Raw genomic sequence first — 23476 nt, forward strand, 5'->3', positions numbered from 1 at the left:
AAGACGGTCAAAATTCATAAGAAGCATAAGGAATATTAATTACGTTAATAGTCCTAACTATTAATGTACCACCTTTTATCGCTACTTTCTACCTAAATCTTTTTCCATTTGACTAATGATATTTTGTAAAACTAATATGACAACTGTAGAATAAGGAAACAGGCTAAAAAGAGAGGATAGAACGTCTTGCAAATTCAAACGAGGTCGATACCGTGGATTATTATTGGAAATTATTTTCTATTCGGTTCATTGTGGATTTTGCTTTCTGATACACTTCTTTATAATTTATCTAATGATTTCTTATCCAATAGACAAATCGGGATGTTTAAAGGCTGGTTTTTCATTCTTTTAACATGTGGATTCCTTTACTTTCTCCTAAAACACCTGCTATCGAAGACCGAGGAGATGGAGAAAAAGTTGGTTGAGAGCGAGGAGCGATATAGAAGACTTGTCGAATCTTCTCCTTACGGAATCTCACTTATGCATAAAGGTAAAATCAACTACACAAACCAAACCGGTTTTGACTTGATTGGAATTCGTTCGTTAGAAGAGCTGAATAATAGAAATTTATCACCTGTAGTAAATCCAGCGGATATAAAGCGAATTAGAGCGATCCTCGAGCAAATGCAGTTAGATCCTAGCAGCAATCCTGAAACGGTAGAGTATCAATTAATTCGTTCGAATGGTGACATTATCGACGTTGAGTCGACGTTTATTCCTATCACGTTTAAAGATGAGGCAGCAACCATTATTCAGACTAGTGATATTACAGAACGAAAGAGAGCTGTGAAGGATCTGTGGGAAGCAAAGCAAATGATTCAAGCTATTATTAGCGCTTCTCCAATCGCTACGCTTGCCCTCGATATGGAAGGAAACATACGTCTTTGGAATCCAGCAGCTGAGAAAATATTTGGTTGGCGTAGTGAAGAAATAATAGGCAAGAAGAGTCAGATTGTTCCTGAGGGTGAGCAAGACATTACCATTCCCGAAATCATTGAACATGGTCATATTATTAATAAAGAAGTGAGAAGAAAACGAAAAGATGGCTCACTTGTTTATTTGGCATTGTCGACTGCTCCGATTCAGGATAAAGACAACAACATTAATGGAATCATGGCAGCATTTATGGATATTACAGATAAAAAGAAAACAGAAGAGGCACTCATGAAAACAGAGAAACTCTCAGCAGTTGGCCAACTTGCTGCTAGCGTTGCACATGAGATCCGCAATCCGCTTACATCCGTAAAAGGGTTTATTCAGCTCCTAAAGCAAGATGAATCTGTATCTGATAAAGCACCTTTCCTATCAATCATGTTATCTGAAGTTGATCGAATGGACTCCATTATTAAAGACCTACTCGTTCTAGCAAAGCCACAGGTAGAACGATTGTCATCTTTTAGAATCGACAAGCTGCTATCGTATGTTTTGCAATTGCTCAGTACGCAGGCATCTCTCTATAATGTGTATTTCATAACAGAGTTCTCCGAAGAAGACTTCCTTTTATTCGGTGAAGAAAATCAGCTTAAACAAGTTTTTATTAACCTAATAAAGAACGCCATCGAATCAATGCCAAATGGCGGACGTGTTACTATTAAATTATCAAAGACGGATCATGAATTCATTACCATGATTCAAGACGAAGGGGTCGGCATTCCACAGCACAAAATCAAAACACTAGGTGAACCATTCTATACTACAAAAGAAGAAGGAACCGGGCTTGGTCTGTTATCAAGTTTCAAGATTATCGAAAATCACCATGGATCAATTACGTTCGATAGTACAGTAGGTATTGGGACCACCGTTATCGTTCGATTTCCTCATTCAAAAGAGGAATAGAAGACTAGTTCGTTTCGAAATAAAAACCTGATGTTGGAACATTTTTTGTGCTTCCTTCCCTTTCTATGCTAAAATATCATTCGTCTCTTATTCTCGAATAAGGTTGACCTGAAGGAGGAAGCAACATTGCAAAAAACAAAACGAAATGATCCCTGTCCATGTGGCAGCGGCAAAAAATATAAAAAATGCTGTATGACATCTGAAAATGCACAGGATCAATTAGTAGAACAGCTTTACACACAAGAACTATATACAATTCAAGCACAGTTAGTTGAATATGCTATGAGCGAGCACGACCAGAAGATGGTATCACTCGCAAATGATTTATTTAACCGATATGACATTCCAGAGAATCTCGAAGAAGCTTATATGCACGGTATCTTCCCGTGGGCAATCTTCCATCAAGCTGTAAATCAGTGGAATAAAACAATTGTGAAAGAATACATCCAGCTGTTCTCCCATTCTTTCTCGTCTGACCACGTTAGAGAAACAGTTAATAACTGGCGAGAAGCTTATATGTCTATTTATACGGTTGAAGAAGTTTCCGGACATACTGCAGTCGTAAAAGAACTTAGTTCTGAGCAGCCAATAAGTATTCTCCTACATGAGGAAATGATTGTTTCTAGAGGAGAAAGCTTAGCTGGCATACTGCTACCTGTCAAAAATGGGGCAATGCCATTTATTGAGCTTATGAAAATTGACCCTGACGCTATGAGAACGGTTGAGGAAAAGCTTGAGAATCAAACACAAACGTCACCTAATGGCGTGCGAACAATGATGCAGAGCCACTTCCCAGAAATATTAAGTGAGATTGTGAAGCATGGAAATGGTTCAGACCAATCGGAAGAATCAATTGACATGATTTGGTCAAGAAAAGAAGATGCTGAAATCGCCAAATTGTTGACTGAAAACGTAAGTGATGAATTTTCTAATGAACAAATTAACGAAGTACTTGCATTCTGGAAGCACTATAGCAAAGAAGAACAACCAGTTGTTCGAAAAGCCTCCATTTTTGCTGCCACGCTTGAATACTTAGCCGCTAAAGAATACGGCTTCTCTGCGAGTCAAAGTGCGTTAGCCAAGAAATACGGTACGTCACCATCAAGTATTTCAAGTAAGTACAAAACATTACATGAACGATTTGTTTCTACTGTCAAAGCAACTGTCTAGCCAATGATATCGATTTGTAACATTAAAGAGGTTTACTGTAATTCTTATCGAAATAAACCCATAATAACTGATTTGTTTTCTAACCCTGCTATACTGAAAACAATCCAAGTTAGCTTTCTTTCAACCCGGGAAGCTAACTGGTTGTAACCGAATGATAAAGTAACACATCCCTTCCCTCCCCCGGGAAACCTCCTTATTCTAGTAGTGAAAGAGGCGCGTCTATAGACGCGCCTCTTTCTATGTGGATTTGGACATTCCATCTTTTTCTCGTCATGTGTAAAATAAAGGTTGGAGGTGAAGATGTTTGCTAACCACTTTAACTATTCAAGAACAACTTATTCCTTTACGAAATCCCGTCCAGGCTGAAAAGATGGAGAAATATATGCGTAATCACTTCTCCTTCCTTGGAATCAAAACTCCTGAACGAAGAAACGCGACTAAACAAGTCATTAAAACAAATGGAATTCCTGATAATGATAACGTAAAGACCCTGCTCTACAATCTATGGTATATGGATGAAAGAGAATATCAGTATGTTGCTCTTGATTTACTTGATCGTGTGAAAGAATTACCAGTGGAGTACATCGAATTAATCGAGGATCTGATCACAACTAAATCCTGGTGGGATACTGTAGACGGGCTAGCGGTACATAGTGCAGGAAATTATTTTAAACAGTACCCTCACAAAATAGAGTCAATAACCGAGCAGTGGATTACAAGTTCTAATCTTTGGCTGAATCGAAGCGCACTTCTTTTCCAGCTCTCATACAAAACAAAAACAGATTTTGAACTACTAAAATGGTATATCCGTCATCATTCCCATTCGAAAGAATTCTTCCACCAGAAAGCGATCGGATGGGCACTAAGAGAATATTCCAAAACAGATCCCGCGGCCGTTCAGATGTTTATTGATCAAGAAGAATTAGCACCACTTAGCAAGCGAGAAGGTCTTAAAGTAATCTACAAACATTAGCTCCCCCACTAGATATTGAAAGGATAACACTATAATGGGCAAGGTGAAGGAGGTATCGTAAGTATGATTAATTGGCATATAAGAAAAGCAGAATTAAAAGATGCTAATGAGCTTCAAGAATGCATGTTTTTAGCTTATTCAGAGTATGAAGACCGTATTAATGTTGAAACTCTACCACCACTGAATGTGGATTATAAAGATGAAATTTCTTCTTTTCCAGTTTGGGTCGTTGAAGTTAATAACAACGTCATTGCTGGCTTAATTTTATCATTTGAAGAAAATAACGCATCCCTTGCAAATATCGCTATACATCCTGATTTTCAAGGGAAAGGATTAGGTAAGTTTTTATTAAATTTTGCAGAAAAAGAAGCGATTACCAAAGGATATTCCGACATCCATTTAGCTACACATGCACTATTCACTGAAAATGTATTAATTTACAATAAATTAGGTTGGGTTGTATTGAATGAAGATGAAACCAAGGTATATATGAAAAAATGTTTAAGATAATCCTTTCATTTGGTTTAATTTCCGCTCCAGGATGCTCGCTTTCCGCGGGGCGGGCGGTTAGCCTCCTCGTCGCTAACGCTCCTGCGGGGTCTCACCTGTCCCGCTAGTCCCGCAGGAGTCGAGCATCCTTCCGCTCCAATTAGCGAAGTGTGGTGTTTTATTCAATATTATTTTCTAAAGCAACAATCTTTCTGAAACTTCAAAAACATCTAAGAAAAGAGGCTTTCACAAATACAAAAGAGCTTGGAAGGCATTGCGCCTCCAAGCTCTTTTCCGTGTTATTTCATAATCCTGTAAATCGGGCTATTATTTTCCGATAAACTGCTGAGTCCAGATGTTACCTTCTTCTACATAACCAACACCAATATGCGTAAAGCTACCGTTCATAATATTTTTGCGGTGCCCTTCACTATTCATCCATGCATTAACCACTTCTTCTGGTGTTTGTTGCCCTTTAGCAATATTTTCACCTGCTGTTTGATACTCAACACCAAACTGATTCATCATATCAAAAGGTGAAACATAAGTTGGACTGTTGTGTGCAAAATAGTTATTATCTCTCATGTCTTCCGATTTTGCCTGTGCTACTTTACTCAATTCAGAATCGACCTCAAGTGGAGCTAGTCCAGCTTTTTCACGTTCTTGGTTTGTAAGGTTAACGACTTGTTGTTCAAATTCAGAAAGACTTGATTGTTGCTTGGATTGCTCTTCACTTTGCTTTTGCGCTTCAGGTTGAGCTTGTTTTGCTGAAGTTGCTTGTTCCTTTTGCTCTGCTTGTTCTTTAGCAGGTGCTTGTTTCTCTTGTGACTGATCAGCTTGCTGTGTTTGCTGAAGCTGATCTAAATCTTGAATCGAAATATTGTATTGTTTCTCAATTCGATCAATGACCGATTGTAATTCATTCATGTTCTTAACCTCGAAGGTATGAGCTTTCACGTCTGCAAGAGCGATCTGATTGTCACCTGTATTTGCAGAACCTGTAGTTGGATTCGCTGCAAGCAGTGCCGCTGCAGCTGTTACACCTAGAATAATTGACTTTTTCAATGTGATTCCTCCTAGTTGGTGAAATTTCTTACAACACGAGATTATCATATGAATACTAGTTTAGTAGACCATAATAACTTCCTCTGACGGGAATCTATTCCAATCTTTCTTTGAATAAAACGAATGTATCATTCATGCTAAACCTTATTAAACTAGGCATCTAAGTCATATTTGAAACCAAAAGAACCACTATTTCAATTGGCACTAATTCCATATTATAGGTGAATCTGATCGATTAACATTCTATTTCAACCATTTCAAATCAATAACAAAAAAAAGAAGAGTGTAACACTCTCCTTTTCATTACCTTATTTAGCTGATCGAACATCTTTGAATGGAAACCATACAACTTCTGCTTTACCTACGACTTCATCCAGTTCTATTTTCCCAAGTCCATTTCGACTATCCATGCTTCTTAGTCGATTATCACCCATTACAAATAGCTGATCATCAGGTACATTAACCGGCCCGAAGTCTTCCGTTAAGTGCATGCCCATTGTCTCTGCATCACTACGGTTACTCGAAAGGTATGGTTCATTAAGCTCCTCTCCGTTAACGAGTAGCTTGTCTTGTTTCATTTCAACCGTGTCACCCGGTAATCCTATCACACGTTTAACATAATGCTTGTCCGCTTCCACATCTTTAATAATGATAATATCTCCTCTTGCAGGTTCCTCTTGTACATATGAAATAAACTTATTAACAAGGAGACGATCACCATCATGCAAGGTTGGATCCATCGAAGCACCTTCAACGATATAAGGCGCAACGACAAACATTTTGATGACGAATGCGAGGATAATTGCTAAAAGGAGAGGAGTTCCCCAGTCTTTTAGCCAATTCGATCGTGATTCTGTTTTCATGTTATCCCCCTAAAGAGTGTTATCCATTATTACCATTTATTGTAGCATCATTTTCCTACATTCACTAGTGAATGCTCCTCCGCCAATCTGCTCATTTTGAGCAAAAAAGTTTATCATCCACCCTATTTGTGGAACACTTACTTCAGTTCACATTATATAAGGAGGATTCTAATGACTAACGTAAAGGCGTTTGTATTTGATGCATATGGAACTCTATTTGATGTATTCTCAGTTACAAAAAAATGCGAAGAACTATTCCCAAGTAAAGGTGATCAGATTAGTCAAACCTGGCGCCAAAAACAGTTAGAATATAGCTACCTTAGACAAATGATGGGGAAATACCGTCCCTTTTCAACTGTCACCCGAGATGCGCTTCGTTACGCGGTGGCTGATGTAGATGCGGAATTAAGCTCCGACAATGAAGAACAGCTACTAAATGCATACAAAGAACTAACGGTTTATGACGAAGTGCCAGGAGTGCTTAAAGAATTAGAAGAACAGGGAATGACGCTAGCTATTTTTTCAAACGGGTCACATGACATGTTAGATCCACTAGTTAAGCAATCACCACTTGCAGAGTATATTGATCATATTATTAGTGCAGATGATATTAATCAATACAAACCAACACCAGCGTCTTATACTCACGCTCTTGACTCACTCGAACTAAACCGAGAGAACATTCTATTCATGTCGTCAAATGGGTGGGATATATCAGGCGCTAAGAACTTCGGATTTCATACGGCATGGATTAATCGTAATGAAAAACCTGTTGAGAAATTGGCACTCGAACCTGATACCATATACTCAGATTTAACAGGCATTAAAAACTGGTCGTAATTTACATCTGAAATAACAAGATACAACAAGCCTGAACGACTTTTCGTTCAGGCTTGTTGTATCGACAGCACACTCCATTTCGTTCTTCACCAAGAACACTACTTTCTTCCTAGCATGATTCACTGAACTTCCCATTTTATACCCATTGACCAGTTGATTAGTTAGCCGTATAATCAACACATTACAGCGTTTATATAGTAAAATCTAATAGAAAGTGGCATGGTATTCGAACTATGATGAAGGTAAATGTACCATTTCAAAAAGAAATAATTCGTTATCAGGAACAGCTAAACCTTTTCCGAATTTCGATCCAGCACCTCCCCGCAAGTATGCCTACAGATGCTTCTACAAGGGCATGGTGTAGAGATGTTGCATTGAAATTAGCGGAGACTCAGTCACTTATTGATCATGTGTTTAAAGCTAAAAAGCTACCATATCGTGAACTTGCTAAACAATTTCTTTTTCGAATAAGTAGCCTAAAACGACATAGCAACTATATCCTTGCTCTCTTTCTTATTAAACATGGCGATTACCAATTGCTCCACAAACATCTTAACTATATTCTATAGTATGGCTTTAAGAGCTTGGTGAAGGTGAGCGTAAGTTCGGACATTTGTAAAGTCGATTCCTAATTGCACGGCTGTCTGCGCGATTTCCGGACGAATACCTGTAAGAATGGAATCGACCCCTGATAATTCAAGCATTTTAATCAACTGGAAGATTTCATTCGCTACCATTGTATCCATGACTGGTACACCTGACAAATCAATAACAAGATAAGAGAGTTCGAGTGCAGAACTTTGCTCAATCCCCTTACGCTGAATGAGCTTTGCTCGATACGTATCCACTGTACCGATTAATGGTAGAACACCAATTTCTTCTGAAACAGGGATGATCGGAACACTTAGTTCCGATATTTTGGTTTTCTGAGCTTCAATTTGTTCTTGATTTAATTGATTCGTGTACACAGTAACCTTATGAAGAAGAAGATCGAAAGATTTGTTCATATAACTTCCCCACTCAGCTAGTTGACTTGCTTCAATAAGCTGATCTTCTTGCGCGCTAAATTCTACCATTACATCCCATAGAATTTGTCTTAAATATGTTAAACTTGCGACTGATTGTTGGAGAGAAAACGTATGATACGCAAAAATCTCAACAATTCTTCCGGCCCATTCCTGGACATCGCGTCTATTTGATTCAAGAAAGATCATTTGCTTTACGAAATCTGAGCAAAAAGCTTGGATTTCTTTTTTTAATTCCGGTACTTGCAGAACCGCAGTATCAGTTGCCTCTTTCTCATCAACAAGAATTTGTAATCTACTCGTCCATTTCTCTCCGATTTCTTCAAGACGTTCATGAAAATAATCAACATACATACTTTCTACTTTATCCATTGGCACGTCTCTCCCATAATTAATTGATAATTTATTGATTCCCGAAACCAACAGATTGTACACTTACAGTTTGAAAGTATCGTCAAGATTACACATTCACTTTTAAGATAGGCTCTTTTGTTACTATAAAATTAGTGGTTGATTTCCGCTCCAATAAGCGAAGTATGTCCTTTAATAAGGCTCTTTTCGTAGACATTGTTGCAATAAGAGTGGTGTAATTTCCGCTCCAGGATGCTCGCTTTCCGCGGGGCGGGCGGTGAGCCTCCTTCCGCTCCAATCACTTAGTGTGGTTTTTTCAATATTTGTTTCAAAAGCAACAATCTCTTAGAAAAGAGCCTTTAATAAAGAGGTATAGATTTAACAAAAACGAGGTCTCTAAAGAAGAGACCTCGTTTGTTATTCTTTATTTATTTCTTGGTTTCCTGCTGAATTTCATGAAGAATTCATAAACGACTGGAACAATAATTAACGTAAGCAGCGTTGAACTTGTTAAGCCACCAATTACTGTTACACCAAGTCCCTTGGAGATTAATGCTCCGCCTTCTAACCCAAATGCAAGTGGCGCTAGTGCACCGATCGTTGCAAGAGCCGTCATGAGTATTGGACGAAGACGAGTTCCACCTGCTTCCAGCAGCGCTTCTCTGGTTGATAATCCCTCTTTTTCTTTATGAATAACTCGGTCAATCAATACAATCGCATTTGTTACAACAATACCAATTAACATGAGCATTCCGATAAGAGAGGATATGCTAATTGTTTCCCCTGCTACTAGTAGCCCCAGAAGACCACCAATAATAGTAAATGGAAGTGAGAATAGGATCGCAAGAGGGGCTAGACCGCCTCCAAACGTAATAACAAGCACAAGATAGACAATCGCAATAGCAGCAGCCATCGCTAGGCCTAACTGTGTAAACGACTCATTAATATCCTGAGTCACGCCACCAAGCGTTACTTCAGATGAATCAGGTAAATCCATGTTATCAACGGATTCTTGAACATCCGCTGATACTTTACCTATATTATCATCAAGCACCTCTGCTGTTACATTGGCATACACTTTGCCATCACGACGTGTAATTGTATTAGCTGATTGTCCTTCTTCAATTGTCGTCACGTCACTTAGTTGTACGTCCACACCAAGTGGTGACGAAATAGTTGTGTCCTCAAGATCTGCTTTGTCTTCAAAAGTCTTCTTATCGACTTCAAGAACGACATTGATCTCTTCTCCTTCTTTATCGACAGTTGTAAGAACAGGTGCCTCGCCAGAGTTACGAAGCTCCATTCCAATTTGTCCTGCCGTTAAGCCAAGTTCGCTTAACTTTTCTTGGTCAGCTACAACTGTAAACTGATCATACGCTTCAGAAATGCTTGAGCTTATATTAGTCAGATTTTCTTCTTTCTCAAGCATGGATGAGACCTGATCAACAACTGGACCAAGATCATTCATGGTTTCTTCATTCACCACAAGAGTAATCTTGTTGCTTCCACCAGACGCTGAAACATCCTGATATCCCCACTCGCCTGTTTCATTCATTTGTTTCAGATCTTCAAGAACCGCTTTACGTTCTTCCTCAAACCCTTCTGCATCATCTTCATAACTAACAAAGAATAGAACTTGATTGCTAGCACCCGGATTCATAGGGTTTTCTCCACCAACTGAATATTGAATCGTAGTAACATCATTCTTTGAAAGGAAGTAATCTTCTGCTTCAAGTGCAAGGTCATTAATCTCTTCTGTCGTTTGTCCTGGTTCAGGATTATACGTTGCAACGATCATCTTTTGTTGATCAGAAGGTAAGAAGCTCACTCCTACAATTGGCGCTAGAAATAGACTTCCAACTAATAATAAGATACTTGCTCCGAATGTAATGAGCTTATGATTTAGAGTCCATTTCAATACCTTCTTATAACCATTAGCAAGACGACTATTTCCTTCTTCCTTCTCGTTACTTTCTGTTCCTTTTTTGACAAGTCCCTTTTTAAATAGAGAGTGCGCCATAGCAGGTACAATCGTAACGGCTACGAGAAGTGAAGCAAGAAGTGCGAACACAATTGTAAGGGCAAATGGTAAGAAAAGCTCTCCAACAGGTCCTTGAACTAATCCTAGCGGTAGAAACACAGCAATTGTCACGATTGTTGATGACATGATAGGAATGAACATTTCCTTCGTTGCTGCAGAAATCAGTTCTTTCCCTTTCAATTCTTCGCCTTCCATTGCCATTCTTCTATATATGTTCTCGATGACCACTATGGAATCATCGACTACCCGTCCAATGGCAACAGTCATGGCTCCAAGTGTCATAATGTTTAATGTGATGTCAAGCTGATTCAATACTAGAAGTGCAATCAAAAGACTTAATGGTATTGAAATGACTGAAATGATCGTTGAACGAATGTTTCGCAGGAATAGCAAAATAATAAGAACTGCGAATATCGCTCCAACAATAGCTTTATTCAGCATTGTACTAACCGATTCTTCGATTGGTTCACCTTGATCGAATATTGTGACGATGCTTACATCATTGTTTGCTTCTTCAAGTGAAGCAATTTCATCTTTCACGCCATTTACTACGTCCACTGTATTAGCATCCGCCGTTTTGGTAACTTGGATTCCAATAGACTCTTTACCGTTCGTACGTGAAATAGATTCTGCTTCACCCACTAATTCAATCGTTGCTAGATCCTCAAGCATTATCGTAGGGATAGCAGGGTTTGCAGCAGCTTGAGGGCTTGCTTGACCTTGTGATACCTGATTTCCAGCGTTGCTTCCTTGTGACGGAATAACTGGAATTTCTAGATTCTTAAGATCGTCAAGTGTCGAAACATTGCCATCGACTACAACTGCTTTCTTATTATCTTGAAATTCATATAATCCTAATGGCAATGTTACAGTGGAACCTTTAATGATATTCTTAACCGTTTCTTCATCAAGACCAGCTTCCTCTAACTGATCATCTTTGAATGTAAGAGAAACTTTCTCTATCTCTTGACCCGCAATCGATACAGAAGATACGCCTTCAACGCCTTCAATAGCTGGAAGAACATCATCTTCTACTCTTTGTGTTAATGCCGCTAAACTACGGTCCTCTTCTGACACGCTTAATGACATAACTGGAAACGCATTAAAGCTTAGACGAGATACGTCAGGATCTTGTACTTCATCGGGTAGCTGCAGAGTTTGGAGAGTTTCCCTCACTTCGTCCTCAGCCTCGTCCATATTTTTGCTAAAGTTATATTCTATTTGAACATTCGAGGCATTCTCAAATGAAGAAGAACTAACAACTTTTACTCCCGAAAGACTTTCCACCTTATTCTCAATAGGTTCTGATACTTTATCCGATACTTCTTCTGGTGTAGCACCAGGGTAGATTGTCGTAACAGACACTAGAGGGGTATTAATATTCGGGATTGTCTCCATCTTCATATTAAATCCCGAATACAATCCCGCAACTGTCACGATAATTGTTAATAACCAAACTGCAAATTTATTATTCAACGAGAATTGAATCAGCTTCTTCAACTACGTTCACTCCTTTTAATCAACTCTTATGACTGACCGGTCATTACAGAACCACTATACTGAATAAAAGGAATGATTTCAAGAGAGAAATACTTTCTAATGTTTTTACTGTTATAGGAGACTTTTAATGAGTTAGTAAAACTAAATCATTCGTGCTATACTATTAATGACCAATTGGTCATAAGAACCCTGACAGTTCATTGTGCTGTCGATCAGAGGTGTGACATGAATGAAAAAAAGAAGTTGATCCTTGAAACAGCTATGCAACTCTTCGCCAAAAAAGGATTCCACTCTACGTCTATACAGGAAATCGCTAATGAAAGTGGAATATCTAAAGGAGCTGTTTACCTTCATTTTCAATCGAAGGATGATGTACTTTATTCCATATTTTCTTATTATTACGAGAAACTACAACAAAAGGTAGCTGAAGTAAACCTAGATTCCTATACACCTGAAGAACGCCTTCAGAAGCTTCTTCAAACACAAGCACAAGAAATTCTGCACCATAAAGAGTTTATTATTATGCAATTCAGGGAACAAGCTATTGCGATGAACAAAGATATTGACGAGTTAATCATGAAGATTAGAATTAACTCTCTTCAAACGCTAGCGAGCGGTCTTAAAGATTTATATGGTGATAGAATTACACCGATTCTACCTGACTGTGTCCTTCTCTTAGATGGGATGTTCTCTTCATACATGAAGTTAATTGTTTTACAAGACATCGAGTTAAATGTAGAACAATTACCTGCTTTCATTATGAGCAGGATGCATGACGTAGTAGAAGGAATGTTAAGAAACCACACGAAACCTTTCCTTCCTCTCGATCAAGCCTATTCCATCTACCAAGCAACTCAACCAGACTCATGCGAACAAACTTCTCCAATAATCCTATTAAGTGAAATGGAAACAACGATTAACCAATTAACAATGAAAGATCGTAAGAAAGAGGAGTTAATTGAAACCGTTCGATTTCTTATGAAGGAACTTGAGAACGAAAGACCGCGCAGCTTCATTTTTAAAGGAATGCTTCATCAGTTTGAAGGAGTTCCAGAACTCGATTCCTATACAGCTAACCTTGTTGATGCACTAGACCTTGACTAGTATGACAAATTTGTGGAGGTGGAAGATTGTGAAAGAGCCGCTCCTGACAAAAGAAGAATTAAGACGCATAGTTCGCGAACTTCAATTAAAAGGAATTAACGCCCAGCTTTGCTATCGAAAAGCCTAACTTCTACCCCTTAAACGATCTGATTACAGATCGTTTTTTTAATTGCTCTAATGAGCAGTTATCGCTCTATTTATAGATTGATATTGCTAATCCCTCTACTAGTTATACACTGTATGCCTAGAACGCAACTTCTTTTATTGTCTATATCCTCAAGTGATTCTTATCTCCTGATCGCTTATCTTCTACTTACCGGCGGAATTCAGGATGGGTGCACTCACAATGGAGAAATGGATTGAAAGAAGTAGAATTTGAAGAGTTAATTGTTCGCTTCACCCCACTAATCAAAAATCAAATCAAAAAGTTGAACTTAACACATGCGTATCAAAAATATGAACAAGATGCTCTTATTGCTTTATGGGAGTGTTCAATGAGTTTCGATGAAACAAAGGGTAGCTTCTCTGCTTATGCATATGTAAAAGTGCGCGGTAAGCTACTGGATGCCTGTAGAAAGGAAATTCGAATTTATAAAGAGCTTCAAACACAATCTGTCTTTGAAGACCATCCAGATTCATCTTCCATGCTTCATAGTGATTCTGATCTTGAAAGGTATAAAAAGGGCTTAACGATAAAACAAAGAACATGGCTGCAGCAAGCAATAGAAGAGGAGAAATCATTAAAAGAAATCGCATTTACAGAAGGAGTCAGTATTGAGGCAGTGAAATCATGGAGAAAAAGCGCACTATCAAAAATAAGAAAGCAACTCAATTCAACTCGTATGTAGGACTTATTCCTATATAGATTGTTGCATTTGAAACAAATATTTAAAAAACTACACTTAGCAGATGGAGCGGAAATTCACCAACTCTTACAGCAACATCGCCTACAAAAAAGCCTTAAGCAAAGATCACTTTACTTTCAATTAGATATCAAATAAAAAAACACTCCGTAAAACGGAGTGTTTTCTACTTTTACTAGCGGTTGTATTTCTTTTTGAACTTCTCAACACGACCACCAGCATCGTTGAAGCGTTGCTGACCAGTGTAGAATGGGTGTGATTCAGAGCTGATATCAACTTTGATTAGTGGATACTCGCTACCGTCTTCCCACTCAATTGTTTCGTTAGATCCCATAGTAGAACCAGTTAGAAACTTAAAACCAGTACTAACGTCTAAAAATACAACTTGCTGGTATTTTGGATGAATTCCTTCCTTCATTGCTAGACCTCCTTTATCAATCAAATCATCATTTACGTTAAAATGAATGGTATAGAAATAAACAGAGGTTTGGACCCAAAAAGATTGGGCACCAAAACCCGTCCTTTCTAGTATATAATTTTTATTCGATATGTTCAAACATTGAATGCAAGTTTTTAAAGAAATTTCAACAACGTTATGTATGTAGCTTTCAACTAATAGGTAAAAAGTCCTCAATTGACTGAATAAATAAAATATTTTAGCACCAAATGAACGAATTTTCGCAAAAAGGATTGACGATTTAGCGTATTATTTGTAATGATTGTCATACAGACTTAAGATTGAGGAGGTTGTTGAAATGAAAGATGCTGTTCGTGAGGAATTGTTACTTATTCAACAAATTCGTGATTGTATTAATGAATTACAGAATGATTACCCTCCAGTTGTACAAGAAGCGATCTTTCATTCTATACAGAGGTTAACTTCTAAGTTGGTTGATAGAGGCCAATCGTTGATAAGAAGTTAAAAGATGATCTAACTCCTGACTACACTGCAACGTTTCTTCGTGAGAAATGCCTTTCTCTGTACCAATTTCAATCATTTCTTCTTGCTTACGTTTAATCCAGTGAAGTAACTCTTCTTTCGTTTCCTGTTTAACATATAACAAGGTGCACCACCCCTTCTTCACTTACTTACTTACTTACAAACTATTATCCAAATTTTCCTATGCATTGTGAAGGCTTTCGTCAAAACTAGACAAAAACAACTGCAATCTCCAAGAATAGCGTTCGTTAAACTATTCGCACTAGTTCTTGATATAAGTCCATTCTTCTAATAAAAATAACAGCTTCAGAAAATGAAGCTGTTAAGAACTAATCTTTGTAGAAAGAACTTGAAGTGAATCTCTTGTAATTGATAAGTAATAATAGAACAATTCAGTCCTTGAACATTCATATAGTTGTTTATGCTGAACTTTATAAATTCCTTTTTCTAGTAACTGCACAATCAGTTCTTCCTTTGTATGAGACGAAACTTTCTCCATAACTTTCCTCCATCAATCTACTCTTCCTGCTCAATCTTGTCATGATAATAATCTAAGGAAAGCTTACCATCAGAGTGAAGTTGTGCAAGGTAGACATCTTCTACGTTCACATGCTTATCCGCAAGCATCTCTTGAAGCCATCCTCTATTTCTACCAACTTCTTCTACCATTTCTTCTATGATTTGACCATCCATAATGACAGTCCTTGGTTCTTTATCTTCTGGTAGCTGAAGCCATAATTCAGAAGGCTTTACAGCTCTATAATCTCGTTTAAGTAATACGCTTAACTCTCCATCTGCTTCTAGTAGTGCAAATTCTACCTCCCTAACGGAGAAAACACTTTTCTTTCGCAGCATTTCAAGCAATTCATCCGAAGTAAAGCGTTCTTTTCTAAGATTGCCTTCAAGAATTTTGCCATCCTTTATAAATACCCTTGCTTTCCCCTCTACAATATCCCTGACCTTCTTATTCTTAAGAGACACATAACTAAGAAGGATCGAGATGAGGGTCCATATTAAGATGCTTGTTACACCGTTTACTAAATTAGCTTCTGCATCCATTGATAAGCTTCCGGCAATATCACCTATAATAATGCCCACAATGTATTCAAAGTAAGATAGCTTGGATAGTTGCTTTTTGCCTAGTAATTTTGTAATAACAAATAACCCAGCAAGAATTAATAGTGACCTTAGGACAATTTCAATCCAATCACCCATCGTCTATTTCCCCCTTACATGAAATTGAAACCTTCTTTCTCCCTATTTGCTTAGTTTGCCCATTATTAATTCATAATATCCTGCTTTTGATTTGCCTCTGAAAATCTCAGATACGTTCTCTATACACATATCAAACAATACGGTAAGATGAGTAAAGCAAACGAACTTCTTGTGAGGTAGAAAGGAAGATACGATGCTTCAAGTAGCAAGAGATCAACTCAAACATTATTTCGGATATGACCACTTTAGAGGTGGTCAGGAAGACATTATCACGAGTATTCTAACCAACCATAATACACTTGGTATTATGCCGACCGGTGGTGGTAAATCAATTTGTTATCAAATTCCAGCTTTACTATCAGATGGACTAACAATTGTAATTTCGCCTCTAATCTCTTTAATGAAAGATCAGGTCGATGCACTGCGAAGCTATGGAATAGATGCAGCTTATATTAATAGCTCACTTACCGATACAGAAATTCAAGAACAAATGCAAGGAGCTCGTAACGGTGAAGTCAAGCTCCTCTATATTGCTCCAGAAAGACTAGAGGCTCCAACTTTCCAACGCTTACTACAGGAAACGCCAATCTCTCTCATTGCCGTTGACGAAGCACACTGTATTTCACAATGGGGACATGACTTTCGACCAAGCTACATGAAAATTAGTAGCATGCTAAACCATTTCAGTGAACAACCTCCCGTAATTGCTTTAACCGCAACTGCAACTCCTGAAGTAATCGGTGATATTCAACGTATTTTAAATATCTCTACAGAACAAACCTATATTTCAGGATTTGCTCGTGAGAATCTGCACTTCTCTGTCGTAAAAGGCGAAAAGAAGAAATCGTTTATCGACAATTATATTAGTAAGAATCCTTCTGAGTCAGGAATTATTTACGCAGCAACTAGAAAAGAAGTAGATCAGCTCTATTCATCATTACAAAAACAAGGAATCAACGTAGGTAAATATCATGCCGGCATGACAGAATTACAGCGTAAACGTGCTCAGGAAGAATTTCTTTTCGATAACATTTCAGTAATGGTTGCTACAAATGCTTTCGGAATGGGGATCGATAAATCCAATGTGCGATTTGTTATTCACCATAATCTTCCGAAAAACATGGAGTCCTATTATCAGGAAGCTGGCAGAGCTGGTCGAGACGGAGAACCAAGTGATTGCTTTCTCCTCTTCTCTCCTGGAGATATTCATGTGCAGAAATTTCTTATTGATCAAAACCAGCACGATACATCCAGGAAATCAGCAGAGCTGACGAAATTGAAAGCCATGGTTGACTACTGTCACACAGAGAAATGCCTGCAAGGGACGATTCTCCATTATTTTGGTGACCATCGCCCAGGCTATAAATGTGGGAAATGTAGCAATTGCATTGACGACCGAGAGTCAGTTGAGATCACACGCGAAGCACAGATGATCTTCTCAACGATTAAACGAGTGAATGAACGATTTGGCAAAACGATTATTGCCCAAATTCTAAAAGGTTCGAAATCGAAACGGATTAATGAGCTAAGACTTGATCAGGTTTCAACGTTTGGTTTATTAAAACATTTCACGCAGCAAGATATTGTGGATATGATTGATTTCCTTACAGCTGAACAGTTCATTGTTCTAACTGAGAGTAAGTATCCTACCCTTGTATTACAAGAAAAAACATTGCCTGTTCTAAAGGGACAAGAGACCATTTTTAAAAAAGTTGCAAGAAAACCTGTTGCGATTGAAGAAAACGATCAACTCTTCACTCAGCTTCGTACGCTTCGAAAGCAAATTGCGGATAAAGACAACGTCCCTCCATATGTAGTGTTTGCCGACAGCACACTACGTGAAATGAGTGCTAAGACACCTTCTACCCGAGAGGAAATGCTAGAAATTAAAGGTGTTGGCGATATGAAATATGAGAAATACGGGAAAGATTTCCTTGAACTACTTTCAGCTGCAAATGCGAAGCCAGAGTCCTCTGATGAAGCAAGTCACAAAGCTTCACTTAAGTTATTTGAAGAAGGAAAAGATATTTCAATCATTGCTGCTACAAGGGGATTAAGTCCTTCAACTGTTGAAGGACACCTTCTAAAAGCCATTGAAGAAGGTTTGATAACTAACGTGGATGCATTTCTTCCTAGTGACGTCTTTCACGACATTATTCAAGCCGCAGAATCGTTTGGGTTTGACAAATTAAAGCCTTTGAAAGAAGCACTCTCAGATGAGATCACATATTTCCAGATCAAAGCTGCCCTGTCGAAGCATAGGCAACAAAAAAGCGTTGAGTCTTAACATTATCTATTGCACAAACAAAGAACGCGAATTAGATCGATGATCTAATTCGCGTTCTTTAATATAGGCTATGTTAATGAATAGTGTTGATTTTTGGCACATTTACGCCCTGTGGTGACCAATCGCTTCGAGCAAATGAATTTGCTCAGGCGATTGGTCACCACAGGGCGACCTTTCAGCAGAGCTGAAAGGCGAGTGAAACTGGGGTTTCACTCGAATGAGCCAAAAATCGAGAATTCAACAATTGAGCTAACATAGCCTTAATATAAGGAAAATTATTAATTTCTCTTCAATATGCAAGAAAAGAATGCGTATAAGAGTGGTCGAAATGATGATTGCTTATTTCAAATGTAATATGTGGATCGAAAGCCATTCATATTTATCATGCTTTATAATCATTCATAATTTCCCAAACGTGAACATTCGTTTGCAAGGAACTCCTTTAAATAAACGTTTTTTAGGTTATTATCTAGAAGATTGTTGCTTTCGAAAAAATTTTGTAAAGAAAACCACACTTCGCTAATTGTAGCGGAAGGATGCTCGACTCCTGCGGGACTAGCGGGACAGGTGAGACCCCGCAGGAGCGTTAGCGACGAGGAGGCTCACGCCCCGCGGAAAGCGAGCATCCTGGAGCGGAAATTCCCCACTCTTATAGAAACATTTTTTTAGAACACGTGGAGACTCTCCGGTAGGATTTCCTTATACAAAACGTTTTTTTCTTTAAAACGTACAAAAAGAACCGACTAGGTTGAAATAGTCGGTTAGAAGGTGACTATGTGATAAGCCGCACCCTTTAGTTATCATGCTCCAAAGAGACGCATGCCCTAATAGCTTCACAACACAGTGCGTTGTAACTAACTATAGTGCAATCGCAGCTTCATGATGTAATCGACATCACCAAATTCTAGAGATTCCAAGATCTCTTCTTCTGAGAACCCAGTTAGTGTCGCGATGGTCCTGATGTACGGTTCTTTCTCCAACTTCATGCATCGTGCCCTGGCTTTCTGTGTCTGGTAAAGGACTTGAGAGTAACGATTGTTACCTTGCATTCGCTTCACTGTTTTCTCCTTTCACACCCAAATTACAAGCTTACAACGCAAAGGTTGCGCTATGGGCATGCAGTATTCTTTACCCATGTTCGTGGAATAAGAAACAGTCTACTGCGTCGTTCCAAAAAAAATACCCTCAGCTAGAGAGCATCTTCTTTTTGATGTAGCATCGCTTCAATCATTGTATGGTATCGTTCGATTACCTGATCTTTTGTAAGAGGAAGCACTCTAACAAAATCATCAATGACTGCTCGGTCAGATCGCAACCAGGCCTGATAATTTCTTTTCACATGACGTTCAGCATCTTCAAAACAATGGAATGTTATGTCCTCTATTTCTCCCTCGCACATGACTTCCCATTCATTTCCTTGACCTGGGCGAATATAACTAATCTTCCCATCATGGTTTTCATAGAAAGAACCACTTTCAGAGTTACGCTGATTTAAACGATTGCGATCTGCATCAGGTTTAAGCGGCTTTGCGGCAAATGGTTCTTCTACAAATACAGGAAATGTCTCTTCATTCAATTCACAACCCGCAGCTTTAGGATGCCCACCACCGCCGAAACGAGACGCGAATTCGGATACATCAGCTTCATCATGAATCGTCCTGAAACCAAGTCTCCTGCTACCATCATTTATAATTGTAATGAAGTCAAGGTGAGGATTTCGTTTATTCAACTCATTACCTAATTCAGAATGGTACGATTCAGCATGAACAAGACCGACACAGTATTCATCAATAAACGTTTGAACAAGCTGACGGTTCTTTTGATGAATATAGCGTTCGATTTTACGTTCTTCAAGATCAAGAATCATCTCTTCTGATTCATGAAAAGAAAATGAATCAGGTTCACGTGTTAGCCTACGAAGCATTTCTGATTTGAATGTTTCTCTGCCCATGATTGAGAATAGATCGTTCAGTCGTTTCGCATCAACTTCATTCTCCTCTTCCCAATCCCACGTGTCATACAAGCGTACAAGCTCAAGAAATTGTTCAAGGCCTTCCATGCGCTCAATCTTTTCTTTTTCAAGTAGAAATTGATAAAACAGAGTAGCAGCACATGTCTTTTGCTCTTTACCTGGATCCACAAAGCCCCATTCATATTCATTGAAATGCATCGCTGTTGCATGATGATCAATCATTTGAACGTGACTTCCTGTTTGATAACGCGATTCGAGCTTTTGCTCTACCTCACGACTTACAGATAGATCGGTAATAAAAACAGGATCATTAGTATTCTGTTGCAGGAAATCCTCTACCCTTTTATCTAAGTTGCGGTATGTACAATGTGTGACGTTGGCATCATCTTCAAATGCTATTTCTGCAATAAGTGCACAGGCAGTGCCATCAAGATCGCTATCAGTAAACAACTTAATCATCAGCTTTTCCTCCCTTTCCATGTTAGTATGTACGACAGATTATAATTCATGAATAAACAGAAAAAAGCGAGCATAAGCCCGCTTCTTCTTGTAATTTTTCCATTATACAGGGTTTTAACATACCCTGTCCAACACATTAATCGAAAGTTTATACGTTAGGTTCAACTTGAAACTGTTCCCGGAGTCGGAATTTTTGTATTTTACCGCTCGCATTTCTTGGAAGTTCATCTACAAAAATATACTTTCGCGGACGTTTGTAGTCAGCTAGATTCGGGCTTTCTTTGCAATAGCGATCAAGTTCTTCAGCTGTTACCTCTGATTTCTTAACAACAACAGCTGTAACCACCTCTCCCCACTTCTCATCAGGCTGACCTAGGACAGCAACATCTAGTACAGCAGCGTGCGCGTGAATCGCATCTTCTACTTCTCTTGGATAGACGTTTTCACCACCTGAAATAACCATATCGTCTACACGATCTGATACGTATAAATAATTGTCTTTGTCCATATAACCTAAATCTCCCGAATGATACCATCCTTTATACATAGCTGTCTCTGATGCATCAGGCCTATTGTAATACCCTATCATCATCGAAGGACCTCTTACAATAATCTCTCCAACTTCTCCACTTGGAAGGACATCTTCAGGTTCTGATGGGCCATGTTCATTTGGACGAACAACTCTCACTTCATGATTAATAGCCGCACGACCTGCAGAGCCTACCTTAGCGAGTTGTTCGTGCTCATCAAGAAAGGTAACAGCAGGACCCATCTCCGTCATGCCATACGCTTGAATTAAGTTAATTCCTAATAGGTCCTTTACAGCCGTAACGAGAGAAGGTGCCATCGGTGCTGCCCCATATAGTCCAACACGTAGACTGCTTCGATCATAACGCGAGTAGTCTTCTTGAAGAATCATATTCCACATCGTAGGCGCAGCGAAGAACAATGAAATTTTCTCATTCTCAACTGTTTCTAGAACCTTTTTCGGATCAAAGTGATGTAGAATAACATTCGTTGCTCCAAAATGAACCCTTGGTAGAAAGCTACAATGTAGCTCTGCACAGTGGAACATTGGAGCAACAACCAGCCCTCTATCCGCTTGCTTTAGATGCAGTGATGCTGCGCACATTAAGCTTTGTTCAACCATGCTTCTATGCCTATGCATAACACCCTTTGGTCTTCCTGTTGTCCCACTCGTGTACATAATCGCATACAAATCATTTTCATCCACATCTGCTTCAGGTTCAGCATCACTAGATAATCGAAGGTGCTGCGTATAACTTTCCGCATATGCGGGGGTACTGTCATCGATTGACCAGAATGATACATCTGGATAATTATTTTGAATAGCAGACACAACAGGTTCTAACATTTTCTCGTAAACTAAAATGGAAGGCTCAGCATCCTCGATTATGTAAGCGACTTCATTTGGTTTCAATCGAAAATTAATTGGATTTAGAACAGCTCCAATCTTTGCACAGGAAAAAAACAGTGTTCCTAATTCAACCGTATTAAAAAGAAGCGTTGATACTCGATCGCCCTTTTTCACACCAGCATCTAGTAAAGCATTGGCTAAACGATTGACCTCTGCATTCCATTGCTCATATGTCCACCTTACATCACGTTCTGGGTCAATTAACGCTTCTTCTTTACCATACTTTTTGACTGTTTGAAGAAATAAAGATCCAATTGTTACATACATTCATATCCCTCCATCTGTTATTCGATTTAGGTTAACGTATGTATAGTTCCATTCCGATCCTATAAAACCCTTTTTCTTTTCAGAATAGTAAGTTAATTAGTCGTATTTCTTGAATTGAACATCATCTCAGGCGGCAGTAAAATAAAAAAAGTACCGGTTCCTTCCGGTACTTTAGATACGATCTCCAATATCATCTTGCTTCCATTTATTCATTAAGGGAACAGTATGGGTTTGAATTCGCTCAACAAGCTTAGACGGGTTGTCCTCTTTTAATAAAGGCTCTAGGTAGCGCTTATGAAGAAATGATTCGGTAACCATATGTTCTAGCATCGTATAGAAAGGAGCATAGTAGTTCTTCGTGTTAAGTAGACCAATTGGCTTATTATGATATTCGAGTTGATACCATGTGAAGATTTCAGTTAACTCTTCAAGCGTACCAATCCCACCAGGGAGTGCAATAAAGGCGTCTCCAGATTCGTACATTTTAGCTTTACGTTCATGCATTGTATCAACAATAATGAGCTCTGATAACTCAATGTGTGCTACGTTTTCGTATATTTTTCGAGGAATAATGCCGGTTACTTTACCACCGTGATGTAGCACCGATCTTGCTAGTGCCCCCATTAGACCGAGGTTCCCTCCGCCATAGATCACTTCAATCTTATTTTCTGCAAGTACTTGTCCTAGTTGTTCGACATCTGTAAAGTATTCCTTGTCAACAGCTTCGCTTGAACCACAAAATACTGTTATCTTGTTAAGCTTGTTCAAATCAATTTCC

At 38.7% G+C, this 23476-nt stretch carries 21 protein-coding genes; 9 read left to right on the top strand and 12 right to left on the bottom strand.

Annotation, left to right across the window (positions count from 1 at the left end; translation table 11 throughout):
• Positions 1-186: 186 nt before the first annotated feature.
• From AB986_RS21115 to AB986_RS07180, 4 genes are all read left to right on the top strand, one after another.
• Positions 187-1836 (top strand): PAS domain-containing sensor histidine kinase, encoded by a 1650-nt coding sequence (locus tag AB986_RS21115; RefSeq protein ID WP_053216068.1) that lies wholly within the window; start codon positions 187-189, stop codon positions 1834-1836.
• Positions 1837-1962: 126 nt separating this feature from the next.
• Entirely contained in the window at positions 1963-3006 is a 1044-nt protein-coding gene (locus AB986_RS07170) for a YecA family protein (RefSeq protein ID WP_048310181.1), read from the top strand.
• 304 nt (positions 3007-3310) lie between these two features.
• Positions 3311-3979, top strand: coding sequence for a DNA alkylation repair protein (locus tag AB986_RS07175; protein ID WP_048310182.1), 669 nt, complete (start codon positions 3311-3313; stop codon positions 3977-3979).
• A 63-nt stretch (positions 3980-4042) separates the two neighbouring features.
• A complete protein-coding gene (locus AB986_RS07180) occupies positions 4043-4489 on the top strand; it encodes a GNAT family N-acetyltransferase (protein WP_053216069.1) in 447 nt (148 codons plus the stop codon).
• A 306-nt stretch (positions 4490-4795) separates the two neighbouring features.
• Here the strand turns inward: AB986_RS07180 and AB986_RS07185 are convergent, their stop codons facing one another.
• Together AB986_RS07185 and lepB are read right to left on the bottom strand one after the other, a co-directional pair.
• Positions 4796-5533: a CAP domain-containing protein gene (locus AB986_RS07185; RefSeq protein WP_048310183.1), complete on the bottom strand. Its 738-nt coding sequence runs from the start codon at positions 5531-5533 to the stop codon at positions 4796-4798.
• 308 nt (positions 5534-5841) lie between these two features.
• Positions 5842-6396: a signal peptidase I gene (gene lepB / locus AB986_RS07190; protein ID WP_048310184.1), complete on the bottom strand. Its 555-nt coding sequence runs from the start codon at positions 6394-6396 to the stop codon at positions 5842-5844.
• Positions 6397-6567: 171 nt separating this feature from the next.
• Here lepB and AB986_RS07195 point away from each other — a divergent pair, with 171 nt between their 5' ends.
• Positions 6568-7236 (top strand): haloacid dehalogenase type II, encoded by a 669-nt coding sequence (locus tag AB986_RS07195; RefSeq protein WP_048310185.1) that lies wholly within the window; start codon positions 6568-6570, stop codon positions 7234-7236.
• A 233-nt stretch (positions 7237-7469) separates the two neighbouring features.
• Positions 7470-7805, top strand: coding sequence for a hypothetical protein (locus AB986_RS07200; RefSeq protein WP_048310186.1), 336 nt, complete (start codon positions 7470-7472; stop codon positions 7803-7805).
• On the opposite strand, the gene AB986_RS21120 is transcribed toward AB986_RS07200, so the two are convergent.
• Together AB986_RS21120 and AB986_RS07210 are read right to left on the bottom strand one after the other, a co-directional pair.
• Positions 7800-8633: an STAS domain-containing protein gene (locus AB986_RS21120; protein WP_053216070.1), complete on the bottom strand. Its 834-nt coding sequence runs from the start codon at positions 8631-8633 to the stop codon at positions 7800-7802. The two genes, AB986_RS07200 and AB986_RS21120, sit on opposite strands and share 6 nt — an antisense overlap.
• A gap of 403 nt (positions 8634-9036) precedes the next feature.
• Positions 9037-12153, bottom strand: coding sequence for an efflux RND transporter permease subunit (locus AB986_RS07210; protein ID WP_048310187.1), 3117 nt, complete (start codon positions 12151-12153; stop codon positions 9037-9039).
• Positions 12154-12378: 225 nt separating this feature from the next.
• On the opposite strand from AB986_RS07210, the gene AB986_RS07215 reads away from it, so the two are divergent.
• Positions 12379-13257 carry a TetR/AcrR family transcriptional regulator gene (locus tag AB986_RS07215; protein WP_048310188.1) on the top strand — a complete coding sequence of 293 codons (879 nt, stop codon included), beginning with the start codon at positions 12379-12381 and terminating at the stop codon, positions 13255-13257.
• A 359-nt stretch (positions 13258-13616) separates the two neighbouring features.
• Positions 13617-14105 carry a sigma-70 family RNA polymerase sigma factor gene (locus AB986_RS07220; RefSeq protein WP_048310189.1) on the top strand — a complete coding sequence of 163 codons (489 nt, stop codon included), beginning with the start codon at positions 13617-13619 and terminating at the stop codon, positions 14103-14105.
• Between the two features lie 190 nt (positions 14106-14295).
• Here AB986_RS07220 and AB986_RS07225 read toward each other — a convergent pair whose 3' ends face one another.
• The 4 genes from AB986_RS07225 to AB986_RS07235 form a co-directional block, all read right to left on the bottom strand.
• Entirely contained in the window at positions 14296-14538 is a 243-nt protein-coding gene (locus tag AB986_RS07225; RefSeq protein WP_048310190.1) for a type B 50S ribosomal protein L31, read from the bottom strand.
• Between the two features lie 457 nt (positions 14539-14995).
• Positions 14996-15184, bottom strand: coding sequence for an aspartyl-phosphate phosphatase Spo0E family protein (locus AB986_RS07230; protein WP_048310191.1), 189 nt, complete (start codon positions 15182-15184; stop codon positions 14996-14998).
• A 198-nt stretch (positions 15185-15382) separates the two neighbouring features.
• Entirely contained in the window at positions 15383-15559 is a 177-nt protein-coding gene (gene fbpA / locus AB986_RS21525) for a Fur-regulated basic protein FbpA (RefSeq protein WP_084006441.1), read from the bottom strand.
• 17 nt (positions 15560-15576) lie between these two features.
• Entirely contained in the window at positions 15577-16275 is a 699-nt protein-coding gene (locus tag AB986_RS07235) for a DUF421 domain-containing protein (protein WP_048310192.1), read from the bottom strand.
• 193 nt (positions 16276-16468) lie between these two features.
• Here AB986_RS07235 and recQ point away from each other — a divergent pair, with 193 nt between their 5' ends.
• A complete protein-coding gene (gene recQ, locus AB986_RS07240) occupies positions 16469-18562 on the top strand; it encodes a DNA helicase RecQ (RefSeq protein WP_048310193.1) in 2094 nt (697 codons plus the stop codon).
• An 854-nt stretch (positions 18563-19416) separates the two neighbouring features.
• Here recQ and AB986_RS07245 read toward each other — a convergent pair.
• The 4 genes from AB986_RS07245 to AB986_RS07260 form a co-directional block, all read right to left on the bottom strand.
• On the bottom strand, positions 19417-19620 hold the full coding sequence (locus AB986_RS07245) for a hypothetical protein (RefSeq protein ID WP_048310194.1): 204 nt from the start codon (positions 19618-19620) through the stop codon (positions 19417-19419).
• Between the two features lie 131 nt (positions 19621-19751).
• Complete coding sequence (locus AB986_RS07250; protein ID WP_048310195.1) at positions 19752-20993, bottom strand: DHH family phosphoesterase; 1242 nt, start codon at positions 20991-20993, stop codon at positions 19752-19754.
• Between the two features lie 148 nt (positions 20994-21141).
• On the bottom strand, positions 21142-22698 hold the full coding sequence (locus tag AB986_RS07255; RefSeq protein ID WP_048310196.1) for a fatty acid--CoA ligase: 1557 nt from the start codon (positions 22696-22698) through the stop codon (positions 21142-21144).
• Positions 22699-22869: 171 nt separating this feature from the next.
• A complete protein-coding gene (locus AB986_RS07260; protein WP_048310197.1) occupies positions 22870-23466 on the bottom strand; it encodes an LOG family protein in 597 nt (198 codons plus the stop codon).
• Positions 23467-23476 lie beyond the last annotated feature (10 nt).

It is taken from the genome of Guptibacillus hwajinpoensis, from assembly GCF_001039475.1.
Taxonomy (GTDB): domain Bacteria; phylum Bacillota; class Bacilli; order Bacillales; family Guptibacillaceae; genus Guptibacillus; species Guptibacillus hwajinpoensis.

Excerpts from the sequence above, each read along its gene's own strand:
- AB986_RS07180 (WP_053216069.1), top strand. The coding sequence starts at position 4,043 with ATGATTAATTGGCATATAAGAAAAGCAGAATTAAAAGATGCTAATGAG.
- lepB (WP_048310184.1), bottom strand. The coding sequence starts at position 6,396 with ATGAAAACAGAATCACGATCGAATTGGCTAAAAGACTGGGGAACTCCT.
- AB986_RS07195 (WP_048310185.1), top strand. The coding sequence starts at position 6,568 with ATGACTAACGTAAAGGCGTTTGTATTTGATGCATATGGAACTCTATTT.
- AB986_RS07200 (WP_048310186.1), top strand. The coding sequence starts at position 7,470 with ATGATGAAGGTAAATGTACCATTTCAAAAAGAAATAATTCGTTATCAG.
- AB986_RS21120 (WP_053216070.1), bottom strand. The coding sequence starts at position 8,633 with ATGGATAAAGTAGAAAGTATGTATGTTGATTATTTTCATGAACGTCTT.
- AB986_RS07215 (WP_048310188.1), top strand. The coding sequence starts at position 12,379 with ATGAATGAAAAAAAGAAGTTGATCCTTGAAACAGCTATGCAACTCTTC.
- AB986_RS07225 (WP_048310190.1), bottom strand. The coding sequence starts at position 14,538 with ATGAAGGAAGGAATTCATCCAAAATACCAGCAAGTTGTATTTTTAGAC.
- fbpA (WP_084006441.1), bottom strand. The coding sequence starts at position 15,559 with ATGGAGAAAGTTTCGTCTCATACAAAGGAAGAACTGATTGTGCAGTTA.
- AB986_RS07235 (WP_048310192.1), bottom strand. The coding sequence starts at position 16,275 with ATGGGTGATTGGATTGAAATTGTCCTAAGGTCACTATTAATTCTTGCT.
- recQ (WP_048310193.1), top strand. The coding sequence starts at position 16,469 with ATGCTTCAAGTAGCAAGAGATCAACTCAAACATTATTTCGGATATGAC.
- AB986_RS07250 (WP_048310195.1), bottom strand. The coding sequence starts at position 20,993 with ATGATTAAGTTGTTTACTGATAGCGATCTTGATGGCACTGCCTGTGCA.
- AB986_RS07255 (WP_048310196.1), bottom strand. The coding sequence starts at position 22,698 with ATGTATGTAACAATTGGATCTTTATTTCTTCAAACAGTCAAAAAGTAT.